The sequence below is a fragment of the Microbacterium sp. DMC48 genome (assembly GCF_056313825.1).
Window position 1 is genome coordinate 771,423 of the sequence record NZ_JBQUZN010000003.1, and the last position, 16,968, is coordinate 788,390.

General features: G+C 69.8%; 7 protein-coding genes. 1 reads left to right on the forward strand and 6 read right to left on the reverse strand.

The annotated features are described in order from the left end of the window. The first annotated feature begins 47 nt into the window (after positions 1–47). Complete coding sequence (locus tag ACT53O_RS03615; protein ID WP_476151363.1) at positions 48–4,760, forward strand: PKD domain-containing protein; 4,713 nt, start codon at positions 48–50, stop codon at positions 4,758–4,760. Between the two features lie 22 nt (positions 4,761–4,782). Here ACT53O_RS03615 and ACT53O_RS03620 read toward each other — a convergent pair whose 3' ends face one another. The 6 genes from ACT53O_RS03620 to ACT53O_RS03645 all read right to left on the reverse strand — a co-directional run bounded on the left by ACT53O_RS03620 (position 4,783) and on the right by ACT53O_RS03645 (position 16,946). Further along, the gene (locus tag ACT53O_RS03620) at positions 4,783–7,374 is read right to left on the reverse strand and encodes a right-handed parallel beta-helix repeat-containing protein (RefSeq protein ID WP_476151364.1); all 2,592 of its coding nucleotides are present in this window, start codon (positions 7,372–7,374) and stop codon (positions 4,783–4,785) included. 134 nt (positions 7,375–7,508) lie between these two features. Further along, positions 7,509–8,222, reverse strand: a complete 714-nt coding sequence (locus ACT53O_RS03625) for a CDP-alcohol phosphatidyltransferase family protein (protein WP_135949633.1) — start codon at positions 8,220–8,222, stop codon at positions 7,509–7,511. Further along, positions 8,219–13,588: a PKD domain-containing protein gene (locus tag ACT53O_RS03630; RefSeq protein WP_476151365.1), complete on the reverse strand. Its 5,370-nt coding sequence runs from the start codon at positions 13,586–13,588 to the stop codon at positions 8,219–8,221. The genes ACT53O_RS03625 and ACT53O_RS03630 overlap by 4 nt, the downstream gene beginning before the upstream one ends. A 58-nt stretch (positions 13,589–13,646) precedes the next feature. Beyond that, positions 13,647–14,273 (reverse strand): hypothetical protein, encoded by a 627-nt coding sequence (locus ACT53O_RS03635; protein WP_476151366.1) that lies wholly within the window; start codon positions 14,271–14,273, stop codon positions 13,647–13,649. Positions 14,274–14,337: 64 nt separating this feature from the next. Beyond that, positions 14,338–15,624, reverse strand: a complete 1,287-nt coding sequence (locus ACT53O_RS03640; RefSeq protein ID WP_036319024.1) for an O-antigen ligase family protein — start codon at positions 15,622–15,624, stop codon at positions 14,338–14,340. Then, positions 15,621–16,946 carry a YveK family protein gene (locus ACT53O_RS03645; protein ID WP_476151367.1) on the reverse strand — a complete coding sequence of 442 codons (1,326 nt, stop codon included), beginning with the start codon at positions 16,944–16,946 and terminating at the stop codon, positions 15,621–15,623. The genes ACT53O_RS03640 and ACT53O_RS03645 overlap by 4 nt, the downstream gene beginning before the upstream one ends. Positions 16,947–16,968 lie beyond the last annotated feature (22 nt).

A 16,968-nucleotide genomic window follows, 5' to 3' on the forward strand; every position in this document is an offset into this window, starting at 1 on the left:
GCCGTGTTCCGCCCGGCATCCGTTGCCCACTCCGCCCGAGGAGCATCATGACCCGACCCGCCGCGCACTCGTCGCGCCTCACCCGCCTGCTCGCGCCCGCCCTGGCAGCGGTGACGATCATCGCCGGCGGTCTCGTCGCCGCCGCACCCGCCGCGGCGGCAGATCCCGCTCCGGTGGCGCCGGAGACGGTGACCGTGGATCTCCTGCCGACCTGGCAGATCAACGGCGTCGTCTGGAGCCAGGCCGTCGTCGGCACCACCGTCTACGTGACCGGCAGCTTCACGAAAGCGCGGCCGCCGGGGGTCGCGGCGGGCGGAGCCGGTGAGATCGACGCGAACAACGTGTTCGCCTTCGACATCACCACCGGCAACCCCGTCGCGGGGTTCGCGCACGCCTTCGACGCCCAGGGACTCGTCGTCCGCGCCGCTCCCGACGGGAAGACCGTCTACTTCGGCGGCGACTTCACCACCGTCGACGGCCAGGCGCGTGCACATGTGGCCGCCTTCGACGTCGCGACGGGTGCGCTGACGCCGTGGGCACCGCGCACCGATGGACAGGTGCGCGCCTTCTCGTTCATCGGCGACACCGTATACGCGGGCGGGAACTTCCGCTCCAGCAACGGCCAGCCGCGCACCGAACTGGCGGCGTGGAGCGCGACGACCGGCGCGCTGACGTCGTGGGCGCCCACCGCGTCGGGCGACGGGTTCGTGTGGGACATGGTCACCAGTCCCGACGCGTCGCGGCTGATCGTGGCCGGATCCTTCACCGTGCTCAACGGCGCGACCGCGTACGGAATGGGAGCTCTGGATGCCGCGACCGGTGCAAGCATGCCGTGGGCCGCCGTCGACCGCATCCGCAGCGCCGGCCTCAACGGCGCCATCTCCAGCCTGAGTACCGACGGCACGCAGGTCTACGGCTCGGGCTACGCGTTCGGCGCGGGCGCCTCGTTCGAGGGCACGTTCGCCGCCGATCCGTACACCGGCGCCCTGAACTGGGTCAACGACTGCCTCGGCGACACGTACTCGACCTTCCCGCAGAACGGCGTGCTGTACGTGGCGAGCCACCACCACGACTGCAGCGTCGTCGGCGGGTTCCCCGACACGAACCCGCGCTCGCGGTGGATGAAGGCGACGGCGGAGCCGACGACCCCCGTGGGCACGATCACGCGCAAGGACGCCTACGGGTGGGACTTCACCGGCCTGCCGTACGCGGGCCTGCTGAACTGGTACCCCGACCTCGACTTCGGCTCGTACACGTCCGCCCGCCAGGCCGCGTGGAGCGTCACGGGCAACAGCAACTACGTCGTCCTCGGCGGCGAGTTCCCCAAGGTGAACGGCATCGCCCAGCAAGGTCTGGCCCGGTTCGGCAAGCGCACCGTGTCACCGCATCTGAGCGGTCCGATCTACACCGCCGCGATGACACCCACACCGTACTCGAACGAGCGCGGGCTGGTGCGTGTGCCGTTCAGCAGCGCGTGGGACCGCGACGGGGCGGCCGTCACCTATGACGTCTTCCGCAGCCCCGCGACCAAGATCGCCACGTTCAGCCGCACCGACGGTCGCTTCTGGTCGCTGCCGAGTCTCAGCATCGTCGACAGCGGACAGACTCCCGGCAGCCAAGTGCGCTACCAGGTGAGAGCAAAGGATGCCGACGGCAACATCCAGTGGAGCGCGTGGTCACCCTGGATCACCGCCTCCGACGCGGCCACCTCCGCGTACCGCGCCGCCGTCCGCGCCGGCGGGGCCTCGCACTACTGGCGACTCGGAGAGCCGAGCGGGACCACGCGACTGTTCGACGACGTGGGCGATGCCCCCGGCATCCCGACCGGACTCGCGCTCGGAGCGCCCGGCGCCGTGCAGGGCGACACGGATGCCGCGATCACCTCCGCCGGCGGGAGCACGCCACGGATGACCACGGTGGATCCCCTGCCGAGCGACACGGCGGTATCGGTCGAGGCATGGGTGAACACGACGAGCACACGGGGAGGCCGCATCGTCGGCTTCGGGGACTCCGCCACCGGAACCTCGTCCTCCGGCGGCACCGACCGTGTGCTGTATCTCGACACCACGGGGCGCGTGAACTTCGCGATCAACGACGGGGCCTATCGCACGGTGTACAGCCGCGGCAGTGTGAACGACGGTCAATGGCACCACCTCGTCGGCACGGTCGACGGCACGGGGATGCAGCTCTTCGTCGACGGCATACGCGTCGGGCGCTCCCAGGCGGCGACCACGCCGAAGTCCTACACGGGCTACTGGCGCATCGGGGCCGACCAGACGTCGGGCTTCACGAATCGTCCCACCGACGCCGGGCTCGCCGGCAGCATCGACGACGTCGCGGTCTACCCGAAGGCGCTCTCGCAGACGGATGTGCAGTCGCATTACACCGTGAGCGGTCGCACGGGCGCATGGGGCACCGCCGGGTCGGACGCGTACGGCACAACGGTGTCGGCCGATCGACCCGATCTGTACTGGCGTCTCGACGAAGCCACGGGCACCGCACTCACCGACGCCGCCGGCGGCGGTCCGGTCGGAGCACTGTCCGGTACCGTCACACGCGCCGTCGGCGGGATCACCCCCGGCAGTAGCGCCACCACCTTCAACGGGAGCACAGCGCTCGGAGTCGCTCAGGAAGCGTGGGACGCTCCGCAGGCGTTCAGCGCCGAACTGTGGGTCAAGACCACGAGCACGAAGGGTGGCAAGCTCATCGGGTTCGGCAACACGTCCTCCGGGCTGAGCAGCAGCTACGACCGGCACGTCGTGATGCAGAGCAATGGACGCGTGAACTTCGGCACGTACAACGGCACGCAGAACACCATCACGAGCACGAACGCCTACAACGACGGCCAGTGGCACCACATCGTCGCCTCGCAGGGAGCCGACGGGATGAAACTGTGGATCGACACGCAGCTCGTGGCGAGTTCGCCGGTGACCACCGCACAGGTCTACCGCGGCTTCTGGCGCATCGGTGGCGACAAGACCTGGGGCAACACGTCGAGCAACTACATCGCCGGCACCCTCGATGAGGTCGCCGTGTATCCGAGCGTCCTCAGCGAGAGTCGTGTGCGCGCGCACTTCGCCGCGGCGGGCCGCGTACCGAGCGAACGCGCACCGGTGCCGTCGTTCACGGTCGCTTCGACCTATCTCACGACGACCGTCGACGGCTCCGCAACGACGGATGCCGACGGCAACCTCGCCACCTACGCATGGAACTTCGGCGACGGCACGAGCGCGTCAGGACCGACGGCGACGCACACCTACGCCGCCGCCGGCACGTACACGATCACGCTCACCGCCACGGACGCGACGCTTCTCACCGGCGCACTGTCGAAGACCGTGACCGTGGCGCCGAACCAAGCGCCCACCGCGGCCTTCTCCCCCACCATCGACCATCTCGCCCTCAGCGTGGACGGCAGCGCATCGCACGACAGCGACGGCTCCATCGCCGCCTTTGCGTGGGACTTCGGCGACGGAACCTCAGCCTCCGGGACGAACGCCGCGCACACCTACGCCGCTCCGGGCGACTACACGGTGCGGCTCACGGTGACCGACAACGACGGGATGACGGGCACGGTGACGCGCGTGGTGACGGCGAGCGCCGTTCCGAACCAACCGCCGACAGCGGCCTTCACGGAGACGACGGACTTCCTCTCCGTGAGCGTGGACGCCAGCGCCTCCACCGACCCCGATGGCTCCATCGCTTCGTTCGCGTGGGACTTCGGCGACGGATCCACGGGCGCGGGAGCGACGGCCTCGCACGTCTACACATCGGCCGGCACCTACACCGTCTCGCTGGTGACGACAGACGACAAGGGGGCCACCACCACCGCGTCCCACGCGATCACGGTGGTGGCCGATCAGCCGCCGGTAGCCGCGTTCGTCACAGGGGTGACCGACCTTCGTGTTGCCGTCGATGCCACCGGCTCGACGGACCCGGACGGCAGCATCGCCTCGTATACCTGGGATTTCGGAGACGGGACGAGCGCGACAGGCGCCACCGCCGTGCATGACTACGCGGCGGCCGGGTCCTACACGATCTCGCTGACCGTGGCCGACGATCACGGTGCGACATCCGCACAGACCGCTCCCGTGACGGTCACGGCCCCGCGGGTGTGGGCGCGCGACGACTTCGAGCGCACCGTCGCCAGCGGTTGGGGCGCTTCCGATGTGGGCGGAGCCTGGGCGATCACGCCGAACACGGCGACGGCGGTCGGCAAGTTCTCCGTCTCCGGCGGAACAGGGAAGGTCACGCTGTCGGCGGGCAACTCGTACACGGCGTCGCTGCCCGCGGCGACCGCGTCGACCGACGCCGAGGAGCGGTTCACCGTGACGTTCAGCCAGCCGTCGACCGGGGGCGGGTACTACTTCTCCGCGATCGGTCGACAGGTCGATGCCGCGAACGACTATCGCGCGAAGGTGCGTGTGGCCTCGACGGGAGCCGTGGCCGTGTGGCTCACCCGCACGGTGGCGGGCACCGAGACCGTGCTGACGAGCCTGACCATCCCGAACACGACGGTGACCGCCGGCGATGCACTCAGCATCCGCTTCCAGGTGAGCGGGGCCAACGCGACGAGCCTCAAGGCCAAGGTGTGGCGCACCGCGACGGCGGAGCCCGCATCGTGGACCCTGACATCGTCCGACGCCACTCCGGCCCTCCAAGTGCCCGGCGTCGTCGGCATCAACAGCTACCTGTCCGCCAGCGCCACCGCCGTTCCCGTGCAGTACTCCTACGACGGCTTCTGGGCCGGACCCGCGAAGTAGTTCCGACGGGGTCGGGCGCCGATCACGGCATCCGCGCCCCGACCCCGTCGACCGATCCCGTCCACCACGCCGCTGCGCGCGGAGGGCGGGGTTGCGCGACACCTGGGTGCGACACATCGCCCAGCAGAGAACCGGTGGGGGTGGTCACCGGGCGACCGTCGATGGAGATCGAGTGCAGGTCCTGGCCCGTGATCGCACGGTAGCTGTCGAGCGTCGTGAAGACGAAGGGATTCACGTTCGCGGCGCCCCGGGACCATACGACGAGCCACGCGGGCTGCGATGCTCCCGTGCGCTGGAAGATGTTGCCGTCCGATCGGATGTTCAGCTCACTCGCGGCGAAGCGGTGCGAGTAGTCCTCGACACACAGGGTGCACGCGCCGCTGCTGCCTCCCACCACATTGTTGCCGAGGGCGATGTCTCGGATCGTCCACGGCATGTCGGGGTCGGGGAACGGACGCCGTGGATCGTGGCCAGGGACGGACGCGTCCGCCTGGCTGCGAGAGTCTTGGACAATGTTGATCGTCCGGTTTCCGCCGACGATCGTGTTGTTCCAGATCTGCACGTCGCCGGTGTTGTTGATCTTCAGCGCATTGCCGCCGTTCCCGACGATGAGATCGTCGACGATGTCGACCTTCTGAGTCAGCTCGATGAAGGCGCCGTGCCCGAGATTGCCGATCAGGTCGCTCCTGGCGATCGTGAGATCGAAGACGGACTGGTCCGTCCAGATCCCCGGGCCGTCGTTGCGGAGGAAGGCGGAATCGACGACGCGAACACCGCGCGACTTGGCGATCTTCACGCCCCCCGACACCGGAGCCTGGTTGAAGTGCTCCGCGTTGTTCTCGAGGGCCAGGACGTTCTCGAGACGCAGATCGTCCGCCAGGTTCGCCCCGATGCCCAGCAGACCGTTGCGAGCGAGGGTCACGTCGCGCAGAGTCGCGCGCGCGGCCCCCACGAACACTCCCGTCGTCGCGTTGTCGGCGACGGTCACCCCCTGAAGGGTGACATCCGGCGCCTCGATCGTCACGGTGCCCATCATCCAGACCGATGTCGCATATCCCCGGATGCCGATGTCACGGATGACCGTGCCGGCGCCTCGGATCGAGAGCGCCTTGGTCTCCGATGACGCGCGCACCTGATGGCCCTCCGGCGAGGAACCGATGTACAGGCGATCGGCGGCGGTATCCACGAAGAAGGTGCCGGGACGCACCTGATCGCGGCTGCCGACCTGCGTGAGCGGCGCACCGTCGATCCACAGCTGGTCCGGATGCGCGGCCATCGGATGCTCCGGGTTGATCCACTGCCATCCGCTGGTCGTGCCGTCGGGAGCGCCGCGGGTGAACGTGGGGCTCGAATCGAACTCCGCCGTCCAGCCGTCGACGAACCACGCCGTCCCGGAGCTGCGCCACCCGGCGACGGCGCGGGAACCGTCGAGCCAGACCTCGGCGCCGGGGGCGGCCTGGATCGTCAGGCGCTTGCCGGCCGGAACGGTGACGTTTTCGTTGTAGCTTCCGCCTCGAACGACGATGACGGCACCGGTGACGGCACGGTCGACGGCACCCTGGATCGTGGAGAACGGCGCGGAGCTGGATCCGGTACCGCCGGCGCGTGCGGAGCCGTCGACGATGACGGCGCCGACCGGAATCGCCGCGCTGGACACGCCCGGCGACGGGGCACCACGGTGGCGCCGTGTGCCGGACTCGTCCCAGGTGAGCGTGGAGCTCGACGACGGGTCGGGCTGCACGGACGGAGACGGAGTCGGCGCGGGTGTCGGGGACGGCGCGAGTGTCGGGGACGGCGTCGGAGAGGGGCGCGGCGTCGGCGGCTGCGACGGCGTCGGCTGAGGGCTGTTGCTGCCGGGACCGGCCCCCGTCGGCGCGACGGCGACACGGTAGTCGTCGAAGGCGAACTGCTGAGCAGACGAGCTGCTCGAGAGGTAGCCGCCCACGCTGACCGCGCCGGCGGCGGCGAGGCGGGCCGAGCTCGCGTCCGTGGCGGCGATCCGGGTGGTGACATCACCGACCGTCACGACGGCGTCGACCGCCACGGAAGTGGTGCCCCTCACACTCGCTTCGAGGACGATGGAGGTGTGGGCGCGGAGCCGGGTCGAGAGGGTGGTGCGAGCGAGCACGACTTGGCGAGATCCGGTGACTCGGAGCGCCTCGAGCACCGCGGAGCCCTTCGGATCGACGACCACCTGCACGTGGTAGAACCCGGAGGCGGTCTTGCGCGCCTGCAGATTCAGATACACCCCGCGTCCGAACGCGGGAAGGCTCGGCACCGTGAATGCGACCGATTGCGTCGTGTCCAGCGCTGTGAGCCCGGACGGCGATGCGGCCACCGACGTTCCGGGAACGCGGATGACCGCACGCGCCGCTCCGCCCGAGACGGAGAAGGCGCGCGGGTCGGACATTCGGTACGTGGCCGCGCCCGAGGCCCCGCCGAGTCCCGTCGCGACGCTGCGCTGCATGTCATCCGCGAAGACCACGGCGGGTGCCGCAGCGGTCACAACCGTCGGCGAGGAGGCGATGTCACGCTCGACGGCGAGGGCGGCGGTGGGAACGCTGCCGACGAGGAGTGCGCTGACGAGAAGGACGGCAGACGCCGTGGAACGCATGAGGAGTCTCTTTCTCCCCAAGAGTCCACCACGCGGCAACGATCGCACGCGGGGTGTGTCGAGCGTAGCAAGTGCGGAGAGCGCCCTTGCCGACTATGAGACTCTTCTCACCGCGAGCGCGGCGCACCGCGCGCTCATCCGAGGTGCTTCATGCGGCGAAACCACACCGGCAGCGCCGCAACGAGGTGCGCGAGAGCCGTCAACGCGAGCATGGAGTACACCACGACGAACACCGGCGGCGCTCCCCACAGCACGAACGAGAGACACCAGACCCCGTAATCGACAGGGAGCCCGAGGATCGATCGCAGCGGCGACGATCCTCCCGCCTCCGCCGCCTGGGCCACGCCGGCGCGGGCGCGCAGCAGATCGTTCAGGATCATCCCGAAGAACGCGACCGTCGCAACGATCGCGAAGCCCAGCGGTACCAGGATCCACGCCACCGGCGCATCGAAGAAGCGGAACGCCCCGACGGCGACCGCCACGTGCAGACTGACCAGCTTGGCCGCATCGACCACGTGATCGAGCCACTCGCCGGCCAGAGACCCTCCGCCGCGCAGCCGGGCGACCTGCCCGTCTGCGCTGTCCCAGGCGTAGCCGGCGGCGAGCAGCAGCCAGACGACGACGCCGAGGAGGAACGACGGAGGTACCGTCGCGAGAAGGACGATCCCCGTGAAGGTCAGCCCGGCACTGACGGCGGTCACCTGATTGGGTGTCAGCCCGACCGCGTACGCGCCGGCCGCGATGACCCGGCCGACCGGACGGTTGACGTAGAGCGAGTACGCCGGAGCTCCGCGTCCCCGGCCCTTCTGCGCGGCGCCGAGCTGCGCGTAGGCCGCTGCGACGGTCACGGCACCACGACCTTCGCCTGGAAGTCATCCACGAGCACGACGAACGGCAGGCCTGTGAAGCCCGTGCCCGCGTAGGTGGTGAAGCCGGTGAAGCCCGCCGACTGCAGCGCCGCCGTGGTGTCGGTGGTGCTCAGCTGCCATGCCGAGGGCTCCGCGGTGCCCGCGGGCCAGATCTTGCTGCGCAGAGCGGTCGTCCCCGTACCATCCACCTGCACGCGCACGGTGTACACGGTGTTGGCCGCGAGGGTGAATCCGGGAAGATCGAGCGAGGACAGCACCGTACCGCCGCGCGCGAGCTGCGCCTGCACCCCACCACCCGGCGCGATGACCCACCGCGCGCGGTAGTCGTCCGACCCCACGACGCGGCCGAGGGCGGAAACGTACATGCGCGCTCCGGTCGGCAACGCCGGCAGTGCGAACCCGAAGGTGAGATCGGTGCTCGCCGAGGTCGTCGCGTTCAGCGTCGCCGAGCGCGTCTGTCCCGCGGCCTGCGAGGTGAGCTTCGCTCTTCCCGCGTCGATCGCGACGTTGGCGGTGCCCGAGGTCTGGGTCCACGTTCCGCCCACGACCGCCGCGCCCAGCGCAGTGCCGGAGGCTCGACCGAAGTCGTCGGCCCCGAACGGCGCAGCCGCGGGGGCGGCGGCGACGACGGCGCTCGTCGTCGTGCCTGTCGCCCCCTTGTCGTCGGTAACGGTGAGCTTCACCGTGTACGTTCCCGATGCCGCGTAGGCGTGCGTGGCCGTGACCCCTGTGCCGCTCGTCCCGTCGCCGAAGTCCCACGCGTAAGCGGATACGGTGCCGTCGGCATCCGTCGACGCGGACCCGTCGACGGCGATCGACAGTCCCGAAGGCGTCGCCGTGAAGGCCGCGGTCGGTGCCTGGTTCGGCGGTCCGGCCGGCGCGGTGACCGTCACCGATGTCGACGCGCTCCCCGTCGCACCCTTGTCGTCCGTGACGGTGAGTTTCACCGTATAGGTGCCCGCGGTGGCGTAGGTGTGCGAGGCGGTCGCTCCCGTGCCCGATCCCCCGTCGCCGAAGTCCCAGGCATATGCCGACACGGTCCCGTCGGCATCGGAGGACGCGGACCCGTCGACGGCGACCGACAGTCCCGAGGGGGTCGCCGTCACCGCGGCGACGGGCGGCTGGTTCGCGGGGGCTGTCCCCGCGGACGATCCCGTCCAGAAGTTGTCGAACCCGGTCTCGAACGGAACGTTCGTCGCTCCCCCGCCGAGGTAGACGCCAAGCCCGACCGAGCCGGCCGCCTGCAGTGCGGCGGTGGCGTCGCTCGCCGTCGCGGTCCATGCCGCCGGTTCGGCGGTGCCCACCTTCCAGACCTTGACGCGCAGCGCCGTCGGTGCCGTGCCGACCGCCTCGACACGGACGTGCAGCGCATCGCCCGCAGCGACGTTCAGCGTCGTGCCCACATTGGTGAGCGTGGTCGTCGTCTGCAAGAGCTGCACGGTCACCCCGCCCGACGGGGCGACGATCACGCGCGCACGGTAGTCGACGGCGCCGACGCGCCGTGCGTGCACCGTCGCATACGCGCTGGCGCCCACCGGCCGCTGAGCGAAGCTGATGTCGACGTTCACCGCAGTGTCGGTCGAAGACACACCCGTCAGGTACGCGTAGCGCTGCGCCGTGGCGGAGGGCTGGATGAAGACGGCCTTCGTCCCATCGACCCGGTAGTTGGACGCCGTGTTCGACAGTGTCCATGCACCGCCGTTGTCGGCCGTGCCGAGTCCGGATGCCACCGTGCGGTTGAACGAGTCGTTGGCGTAGGTCGACCCCGCCACCGGCGCCGTGACGGTCACGGGGATCGCCTGCGTCGCCGTGGCGCCGTCGTTGTCCGTCACGGTGAGCGTGACCGTGTACGAGCCGGCAGCGGCGTAGGTGTGGGATGCCGTCGCTCCGGCGCCCGCGGGGGTCCCGTCGCCCCAAGCCCACGCGTAGGAGGTGACCTGACCGTCACTGTCGGTCGATCCACCGCCGTCCACGGAAATGGTCAGGTCCGCCGCCGTCGAGGCGAAGGACGCGGCGGGCGCCTGGTTGGCGACCGCGGTGACGGGCGTCGAGGACACACCCGTCGCCCCCTTGTCGTCGGTCACCGTGAGCGTCACGGTGTACGTGCCGGCCGCCGCGTAGGTGTGCGTTGCCGTTGCACCGGTGCCGTCCGGCGACCCGTCGCCCCACGACCAGCTGTACCCGGCGACCGCCCCGTCGCTGTCGCTCGAGCCCGTACCGTCGACCGCCACGGCGAGTTTGGTGACCGCCGAGGTGAACGACGCGGTCGGCGGAACGTTCGCCGGCGTCCCCGTCGCGCCGAGCGCGTAGTGCTGCACGATGTCGCTCGCCGCGAGCGGCATCGGATACACCGCGACCTCGTCGATCTGTCCGTCGAACTCCCAGTCACCCGGGCCCCAGGTGACGTCGCCGCCGACGTGCCAGTAGCCGGTGTAGTCCTGCGCGTTGGCCTGACCGTTCGACCCCTTCAACGCGCCGTCGACATAGAGCCTCATGCCCTCGGCGCCCTGCGTGGCGACGACGTGGTGCCACGCACCGTCGTTGTAGCCCGGCGCCGTCTGGAGCGTCTCGCTGAAGCCGACCCATACGCCGTAGATCAGGCTGCCGTCCGGCGTCATATAGACGTGCCGATCGTAGTTGTTGGAGTTTCCGTCGGGGCTGTTGCCGAACCCGATGATCTTTCCGCCGGTCGTCGTCGATGTCTTGAACCAGGCCTCGAGCGAATACGAACGCGGGTTGGAGAACGTGTTCTTGCTGATCACCTGCCCACCGGAGAACGTCGCCGCCGTGTCGCTCACTCCACTCAGCGCACCCGCCGCACCTTGTGCGACCGCGCCGACGTAGGTGCCGGGTTGGCCGAAGCCGGAGGCGTCAGCGGCGATGTTTCCGGAGCTCTCTCCGAGCCGCCAGTACAGCGACGGCTCGAGCGCGTAGACGGCGGCGCCGTAGGCATCGGCGGGCGCCGTGGCGGCGGCGAGCGTGCGCCCCGAGGCGACGTAGTGGGCGGCCACCTGCTGGCGGGTCAGGGGCGCGCCGTAGATCGCGACGTCGTCGATCGCCCCGGCGAAGAACGCGGCACCGGACCACGGGCTGTCGCCGCCGACTCGCCAGTATCCGCTGTAGGGCTGAGCGGAGGTGACGTCGGTGCGCATCGCGACGCGCACGCCGTCCACGTACAGGACCATGCCGCCCGAGCTCAGGCCGGCCGAGATCTGATGCCACTGACCGTCGTTGTACGACGCCGAGGACGTGATCGTCTGGACCGAACCGGGGTAGACACCGAAGGTGATGCGGCCGTCCGGCTCCATGTACACATGCCGGTCGTAACTGCCCGAGGTTCCGGTCGAGCTGTTTCCGAACCCGACGATCTTGCCGCCTGCCGTCGTGGTCGTCTTGATCCAGGCCTCGATGCCGAAGGTGTCGGGGCCTGCGATCTGCTGCGTCGTGGATGCGAATCCGGCGCTCGATCCGTCGAAGGTGGACGACGGGCGCGTGTCATTGAGCATCGCGCCGGCGCTCCCTCTGGTGACTCCGCTGTTGACCGTGAGGTCGGCGGCGCCCGCCCAGTCGTAGGACAGTGTGGAGGAGTCGTCGTCGAGCGGCCAGTAGTCGAGGGGGGTGTCGGCCAGCACGGCGTCGCGATACGCACTCGCGGTCGAGGTCCCCGTAGCGGTCACCGTCGCCGTCCCACCCAGGATGGAATGACCCTGCGCATCGGTCGCCCGCACCCGATAGGTGTACGTCGTCCCGTTGGACACCGAGTTGTCGATGTAGGCCATCGCCGGCAGACCCCAGTCGGGCGACTTCGATCGGACGTTCTCAAAGGTCTTCACGACGACGTTGTTGCGCAGCACCTCGTACGTCAGGAACTCGCTGTCACGGTCGTAGTTGAGCGGCCAGCTGACGCGGACGGATCCCCCGGTCAGCGCGATCGCCGTCGCCGGCCAGGCCGTGTTCCACAGCAGGGGCCCCTGCGCATTGGTCGACTTCGACGGGACCGCGAAGCGCACGAGACCCTGTTGCCCCGTGTTGTTGACGCGGGTGAACTCGCCGCCGTAGACGAGGTACTGGGAGTTGCCGTTGACCGTCCAGGGTCCCTGCGAGGCGCCGCTGACCGAGCCGGCGTTGAAGCTGGGGAACCAGTGCAGCAGCCGAGGTGCCGGGTTGCCGCCGAAGTCGAAGTAGCCGTTGTTGAGCCCAGACGGCGTGATCCGGGCGGGCTCGTTCGTCACCGCGATGCCGCGGTAGAAGGTCCAGGGGTCGCTCTGGGGGAAACCGTCCTCCAGGCTGCCGCAGTAGTGCGGATGACCGGCGGCGTACACGGCGTCGCCCATGGGCTGCACGTCGTACTCATCGCCGTGGCAGTCGTTGACCCAGATGAGGTCGCCGGTGGCCCAGGAGGATCGGAAGCTGCCCTCCAGATTGCCGCCGTCGCCGAACACGTAGCCGGTGCCGTAGAACGATCCGGCACCGTCGGATTTGAGCGACATGATCGACGCGTCGAGCCCGGCGTTGCGGATCACATTGTTGGTCTGGAACGGCAGCAACGAGGCATCCGCGGCACTCACCATCGCGAGGCCGTACCCGGGGTTGCTGCTGCCGTTGAGCGTCTGGAAGTTGCCGCCGAGGACCACCTTGGCGCCGTCGGGCGAGACGACCACGACGCGACCCTGGCGTCCCTCGAGCACGGGGGCCCATGGCAGGAGCGCCCCGGCGCGTGTGACCGCGGCGGCGCCGGCGCGGTCGTTTCCCGACATGCGGCCGAAGGTGCCGGTGAGATACACCGTGTCGTTCGTCGCCGCGACGCCGGAGGTCACTCCGTTGGAGTTCGGGTTGAAGGTCGAAAGGGTCCCGCTGGGCAGATCGAAGGCGGCGACGCGGTTGCGCGTCTGACCGTTGACGGTCGTGAAGTCGCCGACGATGTAGAGGCGGGTGCCGTCGGGCGACGCCTCGACCTGGCGCACCTGCGCGTTGATCGACGGCGCGAACGACGTGATGAGGTTGCCCGTCGTGATGTCGTACGCCAGGAGGTTGCTGCGCGGCGTCTCGTTCGTTCCGGCCGCCGCCCCCGCCGGGCGGGCCGAGGTGAACTTGCCCGCCGCGTAGACCACATTGCCGACGACGGCCTGGTCCCAGACGATGCCGTTGATCTGGACGGTCGGCAGCGCATCGGCCGTGACGGTCGACGGCGTGCCCTCCGGCGGACTGACATCCGCACGCGCGGGCGCGACGACGACGAGACTGCTGACGATGACGGCGGCGGCTGCCGCAAGAACCGTCGCGATGATCCGCGTCTGCTGTCCGCTGACGCCGGTACGAATGCGCACCATGACTCCCCCAGTCATCCCTCGCAGCCGGATCCCCATCCGTTGATGCCGCGAAGGCGATAATCCCCCAGGTCTCCTACGGCCGCGGGCCGACGAAGACGATGTCTGGCTCAGACGCCAGCAGGTCGACGGTAACACGGATATCCCCCTCCGCCGCAAGGGGTGCGACGAAGGTGAAATCCGCGGTGGCCTCGGCGCCCGGCGCAACCGATGCCGGGAACACGCGCGCCTTCTTGTCGGTCACGGCAATGCCCGGCGTGCGATCGTCTCCCCCGTAGGTCAGGTTGACGCCCGCCGCACCGGTGTCGATGGGTGCCGAGCCGTTGTTGACGACGCGCACCGACACGGTGATGGCGTCGCCGCTCGGCTCGCCGGGCACATCGCCCGTGAACGTGCCCTTCGTCACCGCGACGAGCTGCACCGTCGCGCCGGCCACCGGTGGTGCAGGCTGGTCGAGAGGCAACTCGGCATCCGTCGGCGGCTTGGTGATCTCGGTCGTCGAACCCGCCGCGGGTGTCTCGAACGCCGTCGGCTGCGGCGTCGGCGTCGCCCACGACGGGCTCGGAGACGCGGCCGCGGATGCGTCCGGCTGGCCCTGGCCGACCACCGCCCACACCACGCCGCCGACCAGCAGCGCCGCCACGACCACGAAAACGATCCACGGAGCGCGTCCGCGTCCGGCTGTCGGCATGTCTTGTGCCATGCGAAAAGCACCTCCCCCATGTGCCCCGCGCCGCGGCGGGCCCCAGTTCCCCGCGTGCGCTCCCTCAGCGTACGCCCGGCATCGTCACAGAGCGAGCACGAGTTTGGTTCTCGTGACCCGGCGGCCCGGACGCCTGTCGCGACCTTCTGGTCAGCAACGCCGACAGCGTCACGAACAGGACGAACGGCATCGCGCTGTCGACCATGCCGCTCTCGGTGAACGTGCGGATGACGAACATCGTGAGCAGCGGCAACAGCAGTCCGCGACGCGACGCCGCTGTGACGGCGGTGATCACGCACCACGCCACCAGCAGACCGATCAGCAGCACTCCGAGCAGTCCCGCCTGCGCCAGAAGTGAGACCCAGCTGCTGTCGAGCACCTGCGACGATCGCCACTTCTCCTGGACCGCGACCTCTTTGACCGACAGACCGACGCCCAGCCAACGCTGCCACGAGGCCCAATCCCAGCCGAGGACCACCTGCCAGCCCGTGAGACGGGAATCCAACGCCGTGCTCTCCGCCGACGTGCCGCCGCGGCTGGCGAGGCCGTCGACGACGCCGGTGAAGACGATGACACCGTAGATGACGGGGACGAAGACGAGAAGGGCGTAGAGGACGCCGCGCCGACGCACGCCGTTGGTCACCAGCGCCACGATCGCGCCGAAGAGGATGCCGACGAGGGCGATGCGCGATCCTGTGGCGACCACGATCCCGAACAGGACGACGCTCGCGATCACGGCCGACACGCGCACACCGCGGCGCAGGATCAGAACGACGAGGGCGATCAGCGGAAGGGCGGCGAGTCCGGCGAGCTCGTTCGGATGGATCTCCGGGATGCCGCCGCCCAGCCGGCCCTTGACCAGCGTGCGCGCGCCCGTCGTGGCGGCGACCACGGCGAGAATCCCCATCGCCGTCAACAGGGCGGCGACGGCCCGATCCCACGGGGCGTTCGTCAGCAGAAGCAGCAGGGTGGCCATGACGATGAAGACCCTCATGACCAGCACGGTGGTCGCCGATCCGTTGCCCGCGACGACACCGCCGAGCAGGCTGATCATGAGGGTGACGGCGATCACCGCCGCGGGCCCGAGCCCCACCGGCATCCGTCGGCGCGTGAAGAGGGTCAGACCGACGGCGCCGCCCAGCGCGACCAGGGCGATCGCCGCCTTGGCCACGACCACCGGGTCGAGTCCGCCCGCGTAGAACGACTGCGGCCGCCACGGGATGACGCTGACGATCACCAGGAGGAACAGCGCGACGAGAGCCGCGAAGCGCCGACGCGTCGGCCGCGAGGCATCCGCGTGGACGCCCCCGTGCACCCCTTGCCCGCGCATCGCGAGCCCTGCGGCCGTCATGGCCGTGCGGCCGCACCCGTTCCGGCGGCCCCCACGGGCACCGCATCGCGCCACGTCTCGGTCACGACGCCGGACGCATGCCGGGCGGCCCCGGTGAGGACGACGCCCAACGGATGCACGTCCACGAAGGAGAGCTTGGTGATCAGTGCCGACAGCGCCGATGCCGCCGTCGATCCGCTCCGCACCGCGACCACGACTCCTGTGGCGTCGTCGACGAGTTCTCGCACCACGGCGACGGATGCGGCATCCACCACCACCACGACGACGTCGACATGCGCCCGCAGGGTCGAACGGAGAGCGGGCAGTGCGTCCTGCAGCGCTGCCGCCGCGACCGGCAGCGGATCGGCGAACTGCCGGCCCGCGGCCTCACCCACCGTGGCATCGGCGTCCTCCCCGTCGAGCACCTCGGCGAGCGAGCGCGTCTCGGCCGCGGCGTCGGATGTGGCGCGCGTCTCCAGGATCGTGACGGTACGACCCGCAGCGGCGAAGGCAGCCGCCAGACCACCGCGCTCCGCCTGCCCGATGGCATCGTCCGAAGCGGTCAGAACGAGCACGGACGAGAGGTCGCTGCCGCCCAGCACCCCGAGATTGGCGACGGTCTCGTCGAAGGCGACGGACTCGTCCTCGTCGTCCGAACGCCTCCAGCGGCGACGGCGGGGGATGCGCCCGACGACGCGGATGCCCACGAGGCGGCGCACGTCGGAGATGGTGATGACGTTGCGGTTGGTCACCGTGCGATAGACGGCGACGATCCCGCCGACCGCCAGCCCGACGATCAGTCCGAGCCCGACGATCGCGAGCGTCTGCGGAGACACCGGCGCGAGCGGTTCGACCGCCGGCAGCACCACGGTGAGGTTCACCTGGTAGCGCTCATCGGCGTCGGAGTTCTCCGTCGACTGGATGAGTTTCGACAGGTGCGCTGCGGCCGCATTCGCGATCGCCGCGCTGAGCTGCGCAGTGGGAGCCTCGGCGCGCACGACGAGCAGCACGGTGTCGGTCGTGTTGTCCGCCGACACCATCTTCCGCAGGTCGCGATCGCTGTAGTCGGCAGCGGAGAGGTGCAGATCGCTGCGGATGCCGGCGATGACCTCCGGACTGTCGACGAGCTCCGGATACGAACGGATGCGCGCGAGGCTGAACTGGTTGCGCTCGAACAGCGACGCTTCCTTCGAATCGACCTGCAGCATCAGCGTCGACGTCGACGCGTATGTCTCCGGCAACAGCTTCGCGATGCCATAGGCGCCGCCTGCTCCCAGCAGCGCGACGATCAGGACCAGCAACCACCCTTCGCGGAGTATCCGCGCGTACGGGACGTCCTCCATGCTCCCCACCCCCCAAGATGAG

Excerpts from the sequence above, each read along its gene's own strand:
- ACT53O_RS03620 (WP_476151364.1), bottom strand. The coding sequence starts at position 7,374 with ATGCGTTCCACGGCGTCTGCCGTCCTTCTCGTCAGCGCACTCCTCGTC.
- ACT53O_RS03630 (WP_476151365.1), bottom strand. The coding sequence starts at position 13,588 with ATGACTGGGGGAGTCATGGTGCGCATTCGTACCGGCGTCAGCGGACAG.
- ACT53O_RS03635 (WP_476151366.1), bottom strand. The coding sequence starts at position 14,273 with ATGGCACAAGACATGCCGACAGCCGGACGCGGACGCGCTCCGTGGATC.
- ACT53O_RS03615 (WP_476151363.1), top strand. The coding sequence starts at position 48 with ATGACCCGACCCGCCGCGCACTCGTCGCGCCTCACCCGCCTGCTCGCG.
- ACT53O_RS03640 (WP_036319024.1), bottom strand. The coding sequence starts at position 15,624 with ATGACGGCCGCAGGGCTCGCGATGCGCGGGCAAGGGGTGCACGGGGGC.
- ACT53O_RS03645 (WP_476151367.1), bottom strand. The coding sequence starts at position 16,946 with ATGGAGGACGTCCCGTACGCGCGGATACTCCGCGAAGGGTGGTTGCTG.